This is a genomic window from Salinicola sp. CPA57, from assembly GCF_003206035.1.
Classification (GTDB): Bacteria; Pseudomonadota; Gammaproteobacteria; order Pseudomonadales; family Halomonadaceae; genus Salinicola; species Salinicola socius.
This window is the reverse complement of the sequence record NZ_PZJR01000003.1, coordinates 179,427-195,423: the sequence shown is the minus strand read 5'-3', so window position 1 is coordinate 195,423 and position 15,997 is coordinate 179,427. Positions and strand designations below refer to the sequence as shown.

Here is a 15,997-nt window from a genome sequence, read left to right as displayed (position 1 = left end):
AATCACGAAAAAGTCCCGGCGAGGCCGAGACTTTTTAGACTAAGGTCCAATGGACGAATCAGCTCGTGACCGGCAGGTACCGATGGCAGACGCGTGACATGTACTGCAGGATCCGCACCACCTGGCAGCTGTAGCCGAACTCGTTGTCGTACCAGACGTAGAGTACAACATGTTTGCCGTCGGCGATGGTCGCCTTGGCATCCAGCACCCCGGCGTGGCGATTGCCGACGAAGTCCGACGATACCACTTCCGGCGAGTCGACATAATCGATCTGCTTGTGCATCGGCGAGTGCAGCGCCATCTGGCGAAGGTATTCATTGAGCGCGGTGCGGTCGGTCTCTTTTTCCAGCGACAGGTTCAGGATCGCCATCGATACGTTGGGCGTCGGCACACGAATCGCGTTGCCGGTCAGCTTTCCCGAAAGTGCCGGCAGCGCCTTGGACACCGCCTTGGCCGCACCGGTTTCCGTCAGCACCATATTGAGCGGCGCGCTGCGCCCACGCCGGTCGCCCTTGTGATAGTTGTCGATCAGGTTCTGGTCGTTGGTGTAGGAGTGAACGGTCTCGACATGACCGTGAGCAATCCCGTACTCGTCGTCGATCGCCTTCAGCACCGGGACGATGGCATTGGTGGTACAGGAAGCCGCCGAAACGATCCGGTCCTCGTCGCCGATGGTCCGATGATTGATACCGTGGACGATGTTCTTGAGATCGCCCTTGCCCGGCGCGGTCAGCAGCACCTTGGCAACCCCTTTCGACTCGAGATGCTGAGCCAGCCCTTCACGATCGCGCCACTTGCCGGTGTTGTCGACGACGATGGCGTTGTCGATGCCGTAGGCGGTGTAATCGATCTCGGCCGGCGAATCGGCATAGATGATCTGGATATAGTGACCGTTGGCGATCAGAGCATGATTGTCGTGATCGATATCGATCGAGCCGGAGAACGGGCCGTGAACGGAATCGCGACGCAGTAGACTGGCGCGCTTCTCGAGATCGTCGCCGCTACCGCGAACGACGATGGCGCGCAGCCGCAGCAAGTTACCGCCGCCGGCCTTCTCGATCATGATACGCGCCAGAATGCGACCGATGCGGCCAAAACCGTAAAGCACCACGTCCTGCGGCTCGCCGCCCATCCCGCTGCTGTCGTGACGGCCGACGATGTCGGCGAGCTCACGCTGGAGAAACGCGATGACGTCGGTCTCGCCGGCATTCTTGAACGCGACGCCCAGACGACCGATATCGATGTGCGCCGGCGCCAGTTCCATCTCACTCATGGCACGCACCATCGGCAGCGTATCGGCGATGGACAGCTCGGTCCCCTCGACCTTGCGAACATAGCGATGGTTTTTGAGGATCCGGGTGACGGAACGGTTGATCAACGACCGACCGAACAGCGAAGGAATCACGTTGTACTGGCGGTAAAGCTTGCCCAGAAGCGGGATCATCTCCTCCGCGCGAGCCTCGTTGTCCTGCCACTCCTGGAAGACGGTATCGAGCTGTTCATGACTCACAAGCGGATCTCTCTCTGATCGAATTGGCGGGTCGAATTGGCGGGACGAATTCATCGAGCGGATCCATCGATCGGGCCGTTGACCAATCCTCGCCGGAAGCGTCGAGCTTGCTAAAAACCCGAGTATTATCTGCGCCCTACGGAACACCCCGCAATCGCCGCGTAGTCGCAAATGTTGTAGTTTCACTACAAAGGTCGTAGCCGGATGCATCATGCTCGGAGTAAACCGCCAAAGGCAGTCGGGACAAGAAATTGGACTCGACGTCCCCGCCTCCGCGACAGCCTGCTATCATCCCTGCACGCAAATTCGTTCTCCGAAAGGCCCATGTCGCATTTCACACCGCTTGCCCCGCCTCTGCCGACAGGCACGCGTGAAACCACCTATTGCCAGCTGCCTCAGGGAAGCGCCACCGCGCTGACGCTGGCGCGCCTGGCCGATGACGCGCCGCTGCTGGTGATCACCCCGGACACCGCCAGTGCGCAGCGTCTCGAAAGCACCCTGCGCTTCTATTCCCGCGTCCCGGTCATGCCGTTTCCGGACTGGGAAACCCTGCCCTACGACAGCTTTTCCCCGCATCAGGATATCGTCTCCGAGCGGCTGCGAACGCTGCGGGAACTGCAGGAGGGAACGCAGGGCATCGTGCTGGCATCGATCAATACGCTGATGCAGCGCCTGCCGCCAAGGGAGTATGTGGCCGGACGCGTGCTGACGCTGGCGACCGGGGACCGACTCGATCGAGAAAGTTTCCGCGAACGTCTGTCGCGGGCCGGCTATCGCGCGGTGGAGACGGTCTACGAACCCGGCGAATACGCCATGCGTGGCTCGCTGATCGATCTGTTCCCGATGGGGACGAATGCACCCTTACGCATCGATCTGTTCGACGACGAGATCGATACGCTTAGGCGCTTCGATCCGGATACCCAGCGCACCCAGGACAAGATCGAGCGGATCGATCTGCTGCCGGCACACGAATATTCGCTGTCTCGCTCGGCGATCGCCTGCTTCCGCGAAGGCTTCGAAACCCTCTTCGATGTCGATCCGCGCCAGTGCCCGCTGTATGCCGATGCGATCAAGGGCATTCCCTCCCCCGGGCTCGAGCAGTACCTGCCGCTGTTCTTCGAGGAGACGGCGACCCTGTTCGAGCACCTGGCGGAACAGACCCGCATCGCCATGCTGCCGGACGTGTTCGAAGCCGCCGAGCATCACTGGCTCTCGATCGAAGGCCGCTACGAGAATCTCGGCGTCGACCCCACTCGGCCGCTGCTGCCACCGGCAAAAGCGTTCGTGCCGGCCGCCGAGGTCTTTGCGGCGATCAAGCAGCATCCCCGGCTCGAGTTCGTGACCGATCCGCAATCGCGTCATGCCATTGTCAGCGCGACGCAGCAACCGCCGGCCGTCGCGATCAATGCCCGGGCCCAACGCCCGCTGGCGTCCCTCGAGACGTTCCTCGAGGCCCACCGTGGTCTACGCATTCTGTTCGTCGCCGAGTCCAGGGGGCGCCGTGAAGCGCTGGACGAGGCGCTGGCGCCCTTGCATCGGGACATTCCCCATATCGATGGCTGGCAGGACTTTCTGGACGGCGATCAGCCGTTCGCGATCGCCGAGGGAGCCCTGGACGAAGGGCTGTGGCTGGGCGATCCCGACGTCGCCGTCATCACCGAAACCGAGCTCTACGGCGAAGTCGTGCGCCAGACGCGCCGCCGCGCCAAGGCGACCGACGATAACGAGCTGGCGGTGCGTCACCTCTCCGAACTGCGACCCGGCGCACCGGTGGTACATCAGCATCACGGCGTCGGTCGCTACCAGGGCCTGGAGATGCTCACCGCCGGTGGCCAGGCGGCGGAATTCCTGGCGCTGGAATACGCCGGCGGCGCCAAGCTCTACGTGCCGGTCGACAATCTGCAGCTCATTTCCCGCTATGCCGGCGCCACCGACGAGCTTGCTCCGCTGCACAAGCTGGGCTCGGACACCTGGGACAAGGCCAAGCGCAAGGCGGCCGAGAAAGTCCGCGACACTGCTGCCGAACTTCTCGATATCTACGCGCGTCGCGAAGCCCGGGAAGGCTTCGCCAGCGACATGCCAGGCGAGGAGTATCTGCGCTTCGCGGCGAGCTTCCCGTTCGAGGAGACGCCCGATCAGCACGCCGCCATCGAGGCCGTGATCGACGACATGACCGCACCCCGCCCGATGGACCGCGTCGTCTGTGGCGACGTCGGCTTTGGCAAGACCGAGGTCGCCATGCGCGCCGCCTTCCTCGCCGTCAATTCCGGGCGACAGGTGGTCGTGCTGGTGCCCACGACGCTACTGGCGCAGCAGCACTACGACAACTTCCGCGACCGGTTTGCCGACACCGCCGTGCAGGTCGAAATGCTCTCGCGATTCACCGGCGGCAAGGGCGAGAGCGAGGCGCTGAAGCGCATCGCCGAGGGCCGCGCCGACATCATCATCGGCACGCACAAGCTGCTCTCCAAATCGGTCAAGCTCTCCAACCTGGGCCTGATGATCATCGACGAGGAGCACCGCTTCGGGGTTGCTCAGAAGGAGCGGCTCAAGCAGCTGCGCGCCGAAGTGGACATCCTCACGCTGACGGCGACACCCATTCCGCGCACGCTCAACATGGCCATGAACGGCATTCGCGATCTGTCGATCATCGCCACGCCACCGGCGCGGCGCCTCTCGGTCAAGACCTTCGTGCAGCAGCGTAACGAACCCGTGGTCAAGGAGGCGATCCTGCGCGAAGTGCTGCGTGGCGGCCAGGTCTACTTCCTGTACAACGAAGTCAGAACGATCGAGGCCAGCGCCGAGAAGATCCGCGAGCTGGTACCGGAAGCCCGGGTCGGCGTCGCCCATGGTCAGCTCCCCGAGCGGGCGCTGGAACGGGTCATGTCAGACTTCTACCACAAGCGTTTCAACGTGCTGGTCTGCTCGACCATCATCGAGACCGGCATCGACGTCCCCAGCGCCAATACCATCATCATCGAGCGGGCCGACAAGTTCGGACTGGCCCAGTTGCACCAGCTGCGCGGGCGAGTCGGACGCAGCCACCACCAAGCCTACGCCTACCTGCTGACACCACCGCCCAAGGCGATGACCAAGGATGCGATCAAGCGACTCGAAGCCATCACCCAGAGCGACGATCTTGGCGCCGGCTTCACGCTCGCCAGCCACGACATGGAGATTCGCGGGGCGGGCGAGCTGCTCGGCGACGAGCAGAGCGGGCAGATGGAAACCATCGGCTACAGCCTCTACATGCAGATGCTGGACCGCGCGGTCAAGGCGATCCGCGCGGGCAAGACCCCCAATATCGAAGCGCCGCTCGACGAAGGCACCGAGATCAGTCTCAACCTGCCAGCGCTGATTCCCAACGACTACCTGCCGGACGTGCAGCAGCGCCTGATCATGTACAAGCGGATCAGCAGCGCGGCCGACGACGGGGCGCTGAAAGAGCTCCAGGTAGAGATGATCGACCGCTTCGGCCTGCTGCCGGCGCCGCTCAAGACGCTGTTCCGCCAAACGAGTCTGCGTCAGCGCGCCGAGCGGCTCGGCATCGCCAAGCTGGAAGCCGGGCCCGAACGCGGCCGGGTGATCTTCGGCCCGGAACCGCAGGTCGATCCGATGACACTGGTCGAATTGATCCAGCGTCATCCCGCGGATTACAAGCTCGACGGCGCCGATACGCTGCGCTTCCACGGCGACATGCAAAAAGAGGAAGACCGCTTCCAACACATCGACGCCCTGCTGGAAACCCTCAATCGCAAGGCCAAGGCGGCGTGACCGCAGATGAGACATGGTACGGGCGAATCAGCGACGGGGTCGCTGACTCGCCCGTGTTGGGTCGCCCTTGACGGGAGCTATGCCGCGGTCAGTCGGATTCGGGTGATCTCCGACGGCGCGCCGAAACGCATCGGCGGCCCCCAGTAGCCGGTACCGCGGCTGGTATAGACCCACATTCCTCCCTGCTTGCCCAGCCCGGCCAGGAAATGGTTGGCGCGGCGCGCCAGCAGGCTCCAAGGCCACATCTGGCCACCGTGAGTATGGCCGGAGAGCTGGAGCTCGAATCCCGCCTCCGCCGCCGCGGGCGCGGAATTCGGCTGGTGGGCGAGCAGTACCCGCGTGATTCCGGGCGGAATGCCGTGAGCCGCCAAACCGGCGTCACTGCGATGGCTCGGTACGTAGTAGCCGGCTGACAGATCCGTGATGCCGGCGACGGCCAACGTCGCCCCTTGATGCTCGACGTAGTCGCATTCATTGATCAGCACGTGCATGCCCAGTCGTCGAAACGCAGAGACCCAAGCCTCCGCTTCGCTGTAGTACTCATGGTTGCCAGTGACGCAGAAGGTGCCATGTCGAGCGTTCAAGTTCGCCAGCGGCGCCACGTCCGCTTCCAGCTCCGCGACGCGGCCATCGGTCAGATCGCCGGTGATCGCGACCAGATCCGGTCTCAGCGCGTTGACGCGTTCGACGATACGCTGCAGATGACCGCGCTTGATCGTCGGCCCGATGTGCAAATCACTCAACTGAACGATCACGAAACCTTCCAGCGTGGCGGGAAGCCCGGCCAGCGGCACCGATACGTCGACGACGCGAGGAACCCGCCTGGCCTGCCAGAGGGCGTAGACCGACAGCGCCAACGTTCCGGCCAATACCCCCCAGGCGCTACCGGCGATGATCGAAGCCCTCGGCACCGCCAGCAGAGATCCCACCGCGAGCAGGACGTCCCGAATCAGGGTGAGTTGCAGCAGAAACGAGAACATTCCCGTCATCAGCGCGACAGGCCAGGCAAACCAGCGGCCGTTGAGCCAGGTCACCCTGACGACCCAGGGAATCAGCAGCGCGCTGATCAGCAGATACCCGCCAACGACGATGTCACTCCAAATGCCCAGCGAAAGCCCGGCCAGCAGGCGCCAGCCGACGTAGCCGTGCAGCACGAGCAGGATCAGTCGTAACCGCAAAAAGGATCGATGATGTCGCAAACTCGGGCATTCCTTGTATCAAATTGGCAAAGTATCGAATGGGCAAAGCATCGAAGTGCAAAGCATCGAATGGGCAAAACATCAGGCATGCCGGAATCCGGCGAGTGGACGGCCCGCCCTCGGACGGCACGACACGCTCTGCCGAGGAGCGAGACGGTGCTCCAAAATAGCCCCGAGTGGCGTTGGCCGCAACGCCGAGCGTTGCGCTATCCTTGCGATCGCGGTGGCGTCCCGTGCCGCCGCGATTTCACCTGCCTGGAGCCGATGTCCGCATGAGTTACGCCACTGGCCTTTCGCGTCTACCGTTACGCAACGCCGCTTTCATTGTCAGCCTCTGTCTACTCGTCGTTTCGCTGATTGGCCTCGCCTCCTCCTCGCACTGGTGGTGGGGCGTCGCGATCTTCGGTGGCCTTTCCTGGTTGGGCTTTCACGATACGCGTCAGAAGCGCCGCACCATCAGCCGCAACTATCCGATCCTGGCGCACTGTCGCTACATTCTCGAATCGATCGGTCCCGAAATTCGTCAATACTTCATCCAGTCCGATCTCGATGAGCGTCCGTTTTCCCGGGAGCAGCGTGCCGTCGTCTATCAGCGGGCCAAGAACGAAAGCGACAAGAAGCCCTTCGGATCGCTGATCGACATGTATGCCCCCGGCCACGAATGGATCAACCATTCGCTGCGCCCGGCCCACATCGAAGACAGCGATTTCCGTATCCGTGTCGGCGGTAGCCTTTGCAGCCAGCCCTACTCGGCCAGCGTGTTCAATATTTCAGCCATGAGCTTCGGCTCGCTGTCCGGAAACGCGATCGAGGCACTCAATGCCGGTGCGCGGAAAGGCGGTTTCTACCACGACACCGGCGAAGGCTCGATCTCGCGCTATCACCGCATTCACGGCGGTGATCTGGTGTGGGAGATCGGCTCTGGCTACTTCGGCTGTCGCCACGACGACGGCAGTTTCAACGAGGAGCGATTCGCCGCCAATGCGCGCGACGAGCAGGTCAAGATGATCGAGATCAAGCTATCGCAGGGTGCCAAACCCGGCCACGGCGGCATCCTGCCGGCCGCCAAGGTCACCGCCGAGATCGCCGAAGCGCGGGAAGTCCCCATGGGCGAAGACGTGGTCTCGCCGGCCGGGCATAGCGCTTTCTCCACCCCGCTGGAGCTGATGACGTTCATCGGCCGCCTGCGAGAGCTGTCCGGCGGCAAACCGGTCGGCTTCAAGCTGGCGATCGGCCATCCCTGGGAGTGGTTCGCGATGGTCAAGGCCATGCGCGAAACCGGCCAGCGCCCCGACTTCATCGTGGTCGACGGCGGCGAGGGCGGTACGGGCGCTGCGCCGCTGGAGTTCATCAACCGTCTGGGCGTCCCGCTGACCGAAGCGCTGATGCTGGTTCATAACACGCTGGTCGGTGCAGGATTGCGTGACGAGATCAAGATCGGCGCCGCCGGCAAGGTCACTTCCGGGTTCAACATCGCCCGCACCATGGCGCTGGGCGCCGACTGGTGCAACGCGGCGCGGGGGTTCATGTTCTCGCTGGGCTGCATCCAGGCGCTCAACTGCCATTCCGACAAGTGCCCCAGCGGCGTGGCCACCCAGGACTCCAAGCGCAGCGGGCACCTCGATGTCGCCGACAAGACCGAACGGGTTTACAACTTCCATCGCAACACGCTCAAGGGGCTGGCCGAGATGCTGGCCGCCGCCGGGCTCCAACATCCGGCAGAATTGGGACCGGAGCATATCATTCGGCGAGTTTCTGCCGACGAAATCCAGTCCTATGACAAGCTGTTCACCTTTCTCAAACCGGACGAGCTGCTCGATGGCAACAGCCAGCACACGGTATTCAAGAACTACTGGGAAGAGGCGCGCTCGGACTCGTTCCTGCCCCCCGCACAGCTCGCCGAACTGCGTCTGACCAAGTTGCGCTGACGAGAGGCGCGATTTGGGTCAGGCGTCGGCGTGACCCTGACCGGTGCTGGGCGCCGCCCAGCGCCGGTCGCAGGTGAATAGCGTCTCGACCAGCACCGGTGCCGAAATCCGACGAACGCAGCCGTCGAGGGTCGCTCGCCACCGATCTGATTCCTCGACGGAAAGCGGATGGGCTTTCTCGAGCACGACATGGACGGTGACGTAGAGCAACCGGCCCGGACGGACCATGCGAACGTAGACGTCTTGGGTGGGAAGCGGCGCCAAGGCGGTCATGATCGCCGCGCGCACTGGCTCGGCAACGGCCGCTCGCGGGGAGCGATTCAACAGCTCCAGGATCGCGCCGCGGGCGACGCGCACGGGCACGCCGAGACAGAGTAGCACGACCGCGATCACCAACCACGAATCGACGTAGGGAACGATGGCGTCCCAGCCAACGGCGTACGCCAGGGGTATGAGGCAGAAAGCCAGCAGCACCGCCGCCGAAATCAAGGCATTGATCCGCCAGTTGTCGATATCGGCCTGCAGCAGCGGGCTGCTGACATGACGGCTGACACCCCGTAGCACCAGGGCCGTCAGGGTACAGGACGCGGTGGCCACGCACGCGTAGACGATTGAGATGCCGGCGGCGATGGCGTTGCCACCGGTCAATAGCGCCGTGATCGAGTTGAAGAGCGCCAGCGCGGACACCCCTAGCATCAGCAGGCCCTTGCAGGCATTGACCATCGACTCGAAATAGCCGTACCCGAACGGGTAGGTGTCGTCGTCGGGTGATACGACCAGCCGCCCGACCCGAAGCGTGAAGATGCCGACCACGGCGTAGATCGCGTTGAACAGGCCGTCGAGGAGAATCGCCTGGGAAGTGGAGAGCACCGAAACCGTCAAGGCCAGCGCACCGATGAACGCCGCCATGGCCGTCGAAAAGCGAAGCGCACTGCTCTCGGTCCTGGGCCAACCGATCGACATAGTGTCTTTCCCCCGTGAGAGTGGCGTCATGCCCTGTCCCATTCAATCTGTCGCATGTCCACGCCACGTGATCGCAAACACCGCAGCGGTCATCACGATCTGTATAATGCGCCGTCAACGACTCTCAAACTCTCGCAGCAGGAGCCGCAAGTTCGATGGCCAACTACGCCTGGATACTCTCGATGCTCGCAATGACCATCGCTTTTCCCACCTTTTTCATCTTCAGCGCCACGCGCCGCCGCGGCCTGCTCGTGGTCGCACTGACATCGGTCGTCGTCGCCGTGATCGCGGCCCTGGTCGCCGGCCTGGCGCTTTGACATGACGCTTGTCAGTCAGCGTACGCCGGTGCCTCACGCTCGAGTCGCCGACGCACGCTGATCAGATGGCGTCTGGCACTTTCGGGATCCTCCTCCCGCATCTGGGCGGCCGTCCTGGCGGCGACGTCGGGATCCACCGACAGCACTTTCCGGCCCGACCCCATCGCCTTCAGCTGCACCTCAGCGGCGCGCTCCAGAAAATAGAGGTCATCCCAGGCTTCGGCGATCGTCGGGGCGGTCACGATCACACCGTGATGGCGCAGAAAGACGATGTCGGCGTCACCCATGGCAGACGCGATCCGATCCCCTTCCGCGCTATCCAGCGCCAAGCCGTTGTAGTGCTCGTCGACCGCGGTTCGCCCGTAGAACTTGAGCGAGGTCTGCCCTGCCCACAGCAGCGGATCGCCTGCCGTCATGGTCAAAGCCGTGGCGTGGGGCATATGGGTGTGGAACGCTGCCCGCGCGCCCGACTTGCGAAGATGAAGCCGCGCGTGGATATGAAACGCGGTCGCCTCTGGCACCCCGTCACCGGCCAGCACCCTTCCATGAAGATCACAGATCAGCAGGCTGGAGGCAGTGATCTCCTCGAAGGCCCAGCCGTAGGGGTTGACCAGAAATAGATCGTCCCGCCCCGGCACCATCGCCGAAAAGTGGTTGCAGATGCCCTCTCCCATACCCAGGGCCGCCGCCATTCGGAAACAGGCCGCGAGGTCACGCCGCGCTTCCAGAATCGCTGCACTGTCGAGGATTTCTCCAGCGACAGGCTGAGCGTCAGTCAATGAAGAGAACTGCTGGGCCATAATCGGAACTCCTGGGATCGAGGCGGGTAGGAACGGACGGAAACGGTGCGTCCCAGGCGTTAATGGACGGTCGCGGCTTCTTCCTCGGGTTCGTCTTCGTCATCTTCCCAGAGATGGGTTCGGGTAATCGCGTGGTCGAGCATTTCACGGGCCACATCGAAGCGACTGCGCCGCAGCAGCTCGACGGCCTCTTCGGAGAAGCGGATCGAGACGAGCGGCTCCCCCGTCGCCTCGGCCGGTCGTAGCACGACTTCCCCATTGGCAAGCTCGACGATTTCCAGAATCGCGGTATCGGACATGGCTAACCTCCCGTATCGTTCTCTCGTCGTGGCGGTGACGACCTGAATCAAAGATGAGACCAATAAAAAACGACCAGAGCCTGGGCCCCGGTCGTTATCGTCTGAAATCAGGCTATCACGTTTGACCTCGGCCAGTCACCACTCGCTGCTGCCTTCGCGCAGCGCCGGCAGCAGCATCTTGAACTGGCGGTGACACCACTTGAGCGTGTCGCCAAGCGAGGGCTCACCGGCACTCGCTATCAGCCCTGCGCGGGCATCGCGGCGGGCCGCGCCGTCATCGCCGTGGAGCGCCTGCAGACGTTCGAGCAGTATCGCCAGCCAGCTGCCGGTTTCGCCGGCCAGCGCGCGCAGCCGCTCGAGCTCGGCGACGTTGACCGCCGTCGCCTGCAGCCAGGCACGCCAGTTCTCGAGATCCAGATCGACATGCTCGGTGACTTCTCTCAACACCGCATTCAACGCCAGCTCGAGTTGACCCAACGCCGCTTCCTCCAGCGCCATGCGACGCGCCATCGCATGTTCGTCGTCCCCGGCCTCCATCGCCAGCAGCAGCTCGGCCTGATAGAGCAACTGATTGGTACGGGCCGGCGATGTCATTTGCGCTTGTCCTCCACCTGCCAGCGACCGTCCTCGAATGTCGCGCGCCATCCGGTCGCCTTCCCGTCCTCGTCAGTCATCACGAACTGGCTCTTGGCCTTGCGCGAGAAACGGATCTGCGCCGGTCGGCCGTCCGGATCCTCGCTCGGCGCCTCGAGCAGGAAGTGATACTTCTCCGGCAGCGCGTCAGCGTGAGCCTTCAGCTCCTTGACCAGCGGCGGTCGGGTTTCCCGATTCTTGGGGAACTGGCTGGCGGCCAGGAACAACCCGCTGGCGCCGTCACGCAACACGTAGTGGTCATCGACCTTCTGACAGGCCAGTTCCGGCATCGGAATCGGATCCATCTTGGGCGGCGCGACTTCGCCACTCTTCAGCAATTTGCGAGTATTGCCGCACGTCTCGTTGGTGCAGGCGAAGTACTTGCCGAATCGGCCGCTCTTGAGCTGCATCTCGGAACCGCACTTGTCGCACTCGATCACCGGGCCATCGTACCCCTTGATCCGGAAACGGCCCTGCTCGATCTCGTAGTAGCCATCGTCATCGTTACTGAGGTAAAGCTTGCGGCCCTCGTCGATCAGGTAGCTGTCCATCGCCGTGCCGGTGTTCGGATTCCGCCGCTTGGCGCGCAGGGCATCCGTTTCGGCTGCCTCGTCGGCTTCCTCCGGCACCGCCTCGTCCCCCGGGATCAGGTCGATGGTGGTCTTGCAGCGTTCCTTCGGTGGCAGGTTGTACCCGGAGCAACCCAGGAACACACCGGTAGAGGCGATGCGAATCTGCATCGGCCGGCCGCAGGTCGGGCAGGCGATGTCCGTCTCGACCGGCTCGTTGGGGCGCATCCCCTCCTCTCCCTCGGCGCGCTCCAGCTTCTGCTTGAAATCGGCGTAGAACGCGTCGAGCAGTTTCTGCCACTGCTCGTGACCCTCGGCCACCTCGTCGAGACGATCCTCCATCCGGGCGGTGAAGCCATAGTCCAGCAGATCGTTGAACGACTCCACCAGACGGTCGGTCACGATTTCGCCCAGCTTCTCGGCATAGAAACGCCGGTTGTCGAGCTTGGCGTAACCTCGGTCCTGAATGGTGGAGATGATCGCCGCGTAGGTCGAGGGGCGACCGATACCACGTTTCTCGAGCTCCTTGACCAGGCTCGCTTCGGTATAACGCGCGGGCGGCTTGGTAAAGTGCTGCTGCGGATCGATCTGTTCGACCTTGAGCGTTGCCCCTTCGCCGATGTCGGGCAGCTGCGCCTGCTCGTCCTTCTTGGCCACCGGCTTCATCACGCGGGTGTAGCCGTCGAACTTGAGTACGCGACCGCGCGCCTTGAGCTCGAAGCCCTCGGCCTCGATGGTCAATGAGGTCGCGAGATACTCCGCCGGCACCATCTGGCAAGCGACGAACTGACGCCAGATCAACTCGTACAGGCGCTGTGCATCGCGCTCGACGGGCAGATCGTCGGCCCGCTGCTTGACGTTGGAAGGACGAATGGCCTCGTGCGCTTCCTGGGCGTTCTGCTTGCTCGAATAGCGATTCGGCGCTTCCGGCAGATAGCGCTCGCCGAACTCGGCCTGAATATAGTCACGCACGCCGGCGACCGCATCCTGGGACAGGTTGGTCGAATCGGTACGCATGTAGGTGATATAGCCGCCCTCATACAGGCGCTGCGCCAGCGTCATCGTCTTCTTGACCGAGTACCCCAGGCGTCCACTGGCGGCCTGCTGCAGCGTCGAAGTAATGAACGGCGCGTTGGGTTTGGAGCTGGTCGGCTTGGTTTCGCGACTGCTGATGTCGAACGCATCCTGACGCAGTGGCGCTATGCGCTCGAGCGTCTCCTTCTCGGAGGTCGGCCGGAAAGCCTCGCCATTCTCGCGTACCACCTCGAAACGGATCGGTTCGCCATCGGCGGTGACGAGATCGGCGTGCACGTCCCAGAACTCTTCCGGATTGAACGCGCGGATATCGCGCTCCCGATCGACGATCAGACGCACCGCCACCGACTGCACGCGACCGGCGGAGAGGCCGCGCGCCACCTTGCTCCACAACAGCGGAGAGACCATGAAGCCGACCACGCGGTCCAGGAAGCGACGACTCTGTTGCGCTTCGACGCGAGCGATGTTGAGCGTGCCGGGCTGCTTGAAGGCTTCCTGGATGGCGTTCTTGGTGATCTCGTTGAACACCACGCGCTTGTAACGGGAGTCGTCGCCGCCGATGGTCTCTTTCAGATGCCAGGCGATCGCTTCCCCTTCGCGGTCCAAATCGGTCGCGAGATAGATGGTGTCGCTCTTGTCGGCCAGCCGCTTGAGCTCATCGACCACCTTCTCCTTGCCCGGGAGAATCTCGTAATTGGCCCGCCAGCCATGCTCAGGATCGATTCCCATGCGACGGACCAGTTGATCCCACTGCTTGTGCTTTTTATGCACCGCCTTCTCTTCGGGCGACATCTTGCGGGTCAGCGCCGCCTGCTTGGCACGCTCCTTGGGATCGCTGGCCTGCTTGGAAGAACCACTGGTCGGCAGATCACGAATATGCCCGACGCTCGACTTCACCACGAAATCGTTGCCGAGATACTTGTTAATGGTCTTGGCCTTGGCCGGCGACTCAACGATAACCAGTGACTTGCCCATAGCGCTCCTGCTTCTTTATATATAGCGGCGGTTCCAGCCGGCGACGTGCTCGACGGCAGGGAATGGGGCCGACCGGAAAATCCGCCTACCCTACCCTAGCCTTTCCCATGGCGCCAGCCGAAGCTTGACGTTGGTCAACGAAACCGAAGTGATGTCAATGGCCCTTCATAATGGGGCTGAGAGGGTGAATTCCAAGCAATAATAGTGTCAGCCTCGAGATTTTCGCACACTTGTGCCATGTCGCCGCTGCATCTTGCGCGCTACACTCGGCTCATTGACGGTCATCGTCGCGAAAGACTTTTATGCGGAGATACTCTTGAGCTTCGCGGAGGCATTTTGCGCTGCGCGCGGACACTCTCAGGCCAGGCGGAAAGACTCTCGAGCGGAAGAGAACGCCCTCGACAGCGCTTCGGACAAGGCCGGCCCCTTGTTGTAAAATAACCACATGTCATCGTCGCGGCACGCTTCAGACCTTTTCAGCGCGACGGGACGACTCACTCAGTTGCCAGGAGAATTTCCATGCAGCACGCGTTTCACGGTCCGATTCGCCGCACCAAGATCGTCGCCACTCTGGGCCCCGCCACGGACCGCGAGGGAGTATTGGATGCCATCATCGAAGCCGGGGTCGACGTCGTTCGCTTGAACTTCTCCCACGGGAACCCGGAAGATCACCGGCGTCGGCTCAAGGCCGTCCGCGAGGCGGCGGATCGTCAGGGCCGCGCTGTCGCGGCGCTGGGCGATCTGCAGGGCCCCAAGATCCGGATTGCGCGCTTTGCTGCCGAAGGCGGCGTCAAGCTCGAGAAGGGCCAGCCCTTCGTGCTGGATGTCTCGCTGGATCGCGACGCCGGTGACAGCGAACGGGTCGGCTGTGATTACAAGGAGCTGGCCGACGACGTCGAAGCCGGCGACAAGCTGTTGCTGGATGACGGTCGCCTGGTGCTCGAGGTAGACCGTATCGAAGGCTCGCAGATCTTCACCACGGTCAAGGTCGGCGGCAAGCTGACCAACAACAAGGGCATCAACAAGCAAGGCGGCGGCCTCTCCGCTGCCGCGCTGACGGAGAAGGACAAGGAAGATCTCAAGACCGCGATCGATATCGGTGTCGACTACCTCGCCGTGTCGTTCCCGCGCAGCGGCGCCGACATGCAGTATGCCCGCGAGCTGCTGGGCGAAGCCGGTCAGGATATCGGCCTGGTGGCCAAGATCGAACGCGCTGAAGCGGTCGCCGACCCGGAAACGCTGGACGACATCATCCGTGCCTCGGAAGCAGTGATGGTCGCCCGCGGCGATCTCGGCGTCGAGATCGGCGATGCCCAGCTGATCGGCGTGCAGAAACGGATCATCGCTCGAGCCCGCACCCTCAACAAGGTGGTCATCACTGCCACCCAGATGATGGAGTCGATGATCGAGTCGCCGCTGCCGACCCGCGCGGAAGTCTTCGACGTCGCCAATGCGGTTCTGGATGGCACCGATGCGGTGATGCTGTCGGCGGAAACCGCAGCCGGCGACTACCCGGTCGAGACCATTCACGCCATGAACCGGCTGTGCCTGGGTGCGGAACGCGAGCGCGCCGCTCAGCAGTCGCAGCACCGGATCCACGAAGGCTTCAGCCGGATCGACGAAACACTGGCGCTGTCGGCCATGTACGCCGCCAACCATCTTTCCGGGGTGGTGGCGATCGCCTGTCTGACCGCATCCGGCTATACCCCGCTGATCGCCTCGCGCATTCGCTCCGGCCTGCCGATCGTCGCGCTGGCCGAGACACCGATGGTCCAGCGTCGGATGGCGCTCTATCGTGGCGTCGTCTCGCTGGTCTTCGATAGCTCACGCTTCCCGCTAACCGAAATCAACGCCGGCGCGATCAAGGAACTGGTCAGTCTCGGACTCGCCAAGAAAGGCGATCACGTCATCCTGACTCGCGGTGACCACATGAACGCCCACGGTGGCACCAACACCATGAAGATCATTCAGGTCGAAGAGTAAGCCGCAGCGTAG

Annotated in this window: 11 protein-coding genes; 4 read left to right on the top strand and 7 right to left on the bottom strand. The window is 63.0% G+C overall.

Annotated elements, in window-relative coordinates; genetic code table 11:
• Positions 1-58: 58 nt before the first annotated feature.
• Positions 59-1,510: a glyceraldehyde-3-phosphate dehydrogenase gene (locus DOM36_RS03195; protein WP_075570662.1), complete on the bottom strand. Its 1,452-nt coding sequence runs from the start codon at positions 1,508-1,510 to the stop codon at positions 59-61.
• Positions 1,511-1,834: 324 nt separating this feature from the next.
• Between DOM36_RS03195 and mfd the strand changes: the two genes are divergently transcribed.
• Positions 1,835-5,284, top strand: a complete 3,450-nt coding sequence (gene mfd, locus DOM36_RS03190) for a transcription-repair coupling factor (protein ID WP_110641323.1) — start codon at positions 1,835-1,837, stop codon at positions 5,282-5,284.
• A 77-nt stretch (positions 5,285-5,361) separates the two neighbouring features.
• Here the strand turns inward: mfd and DOM36_RS03185 are convergent, their stop codons facing one another.
• Positions 5,362-6,462, bottom strand: a complete 1,101-nt coding sequence (locus DOM36_RS03185) for a metallophosphoesterase (RefSeq protein ID WP_110641880.1) — start codon at positions 6,460-6,462, stop codon at positions 5,362-5,364.
• Between the two features lie 293 nt (positions 6,463-6,755).
• On the opposite strand from DOM36_RS03185, the gene DOM36_RS03180 reads away from it, so the two are divergent.
• Positions 6,756-8,411 (top strand): FMN-binding glutamate synthase family protein, encoded by a 1,656-nt coding sequence (locus DOM36_RS03180; protein WP_075570665.1) that lies wholly within the window; start codon positions 6,756-6,758, stop codon positions 8,409-8,411.
• A gap of 18 nt (positions 8,412-8,429) precedes the next feature.
• Here the strand turns inward: DOM36_RS03180 and DOM36_RS03175 are convergent, their stop codons facing one another.
• On the bottom strand, positions 8,430-9,374 hold the full coding sequence (locus tag DOM36_RS03175; protein ID WP_075570666.1) for a cation transporter: 945 nt from the start codon (positions 9,372-9,374) through the stop codon (positions 8,430-8,432).
• Positions 9,375-9,529: 155 nt separating this feature from the next.
• Here DOM36_RS03175 and DOM36_RS19955 point away from each other — a divergent pair, with 155 nt between their 5' ends.
• On the top strand, positions 9,530-9,691 hold the full coding sequence (locus tag DOM36_RS19955) for a hypothetical protein (protein WP_157958550.1): 162 nt from the start codon (positions 9,530-9,532) through the stop codon (positions 9,689-9,691).
• An 11-nt stretch (positions 9,692-9,702) separates the two neighbouring features.
• On the opposite strand, the gene DOM36_RS03170 is transcribed toward DOM36_RS19955, so the two are convergent.
• From DOM36_RS03170 to topA, 4 genes are all read right to left on the bottom strand, one after another.
• Complete coding sequence (locus DOM36_RS03170; protein WP_110641321.1) at positions 9,703-10,491, bottom strand: aldolase; 789 nt, start codon at positions 10,489-10,491, stop codon at positions 9,703-9,705.
• A gap of 59 nt (positions 10,492-10,550) precedes the next feature.
• Positions 10,551-10,790 (bottom strand): hypothetical protein, encoded by a 240-nt coding sequence (locus DOM36_RS03165; protein WP_075570668.1) that lies wholly within the window; start codon positions 10,788-10,790, stop codon positions 10,551-10,553.
• 135 nt (positions 10,791-10,925) lie between these two features.
• The gene (locus DOM36_RS03160) at positions 10,926-11,384 is read right to left on the bottom strand and encodes a DUF6586 family protein (protein ID WP_110641319.1); all 459 of its coding nucleotides are present in this window, start codon (positions 11,382-11,384) and stop codon (positions 10,926-10,928) included.
• Positions 11,381-14,002 carry a type I DNA topoisomerase gene (topA, locus tag DOM36_RS03155; RefSeq protein ID WP_075570670.1) on the bottom strand — a complete coding sequence of 874 codons (2,622 nt, stop codon included), beginning with the start codon at positions 14,000-14,002 and terminating at the stop codon, positions 11,381-11,383. The genes DOM36_RS03160 and topA overlap by 4 nt, the downstream gene beginning before the upstream one ends.
• A 519-nt stretch (positions 14,003-14,521) precedes the next feature.
• On the opposite strand from topA, the gene pyk reads away from it, so the two are divergent.
• A complete protein-coding gene (pyk, locus tag DOM36_RS03150; protein ID WP_075570671.1) occupies positions 14,522-15,985 on the top strand; it encodes a pyruvate kinase in 1,464 nt (487 codons plus the stop codon).
• The last annotated feature ends 12 nt before the right edge of the window (positions 15,986-15,997 follow it).

Bases quoted from the DNA above. Each gene is read 5' to 3' on its own strand.
- DOM36_RS03165 (WP_075570668.1), bottom strand. From the start codon at position 10,790: ATGTCCGATACCGCGATTCTGGAAATCGTCGAGCTTGCCAATGGGGAA.
- DOM36_RS03175 (WP_075570666.1), bottom strand. From the start codon at position 9,374: ATGTCGATCGGTTGGCCCAGGACCGAGAGCAGTGCGCTTCGCTTTTCG.
- DOM36_RS03160 (WP_110641319.1), bottom strand. From the start codon at position 11,384: ATGACATCGCCGGCCCGTACCAATCAGTTGCTCTATCAGGCCGAGCTG.
- DOM36_RS03170 (WP_110641321.1), bottom strand. From the start codon at position 10,491: ATGGCCCAGCAGTTCTCTTCATTGACTGACGCTCAGCCTGTCGCTGGA.
- DOM36_RS19955 (WP_157958550.1), top strand. From the start codon at position 9,530: ATGGCCAACTACGCCTGGATACTCTCGATGCTCGCAATGACCATCGCT.
- topA (WP_075570670.1), bottom strand. From the start codon at position 14,002: ATGGGCAAGTCACTGGTTATCGTTGAGTCGCCGGCCAAGGCCAAGACC.
- mfd (WP_110641323.1), top strand. From the start codon at position 1,835: ATGTCGCATTTCACACCGCTTGCCCCGCCTCTGCCGACAGGCACGCGT.
- DOM36_RS03180 (WP_075570665.1), top strand. From the start codon at position 6,756: ATGAGTTACGCCACTGGCCTTTCGCGTCTACCGTTACGCAACGCCGCT.
- pyk (WP_075570671.1), top strand. From the start codon at position 14,522: ATGCAGCACGCGTTTCACGGTCCGATTCGCCGCACCAAGATCGTCGCC.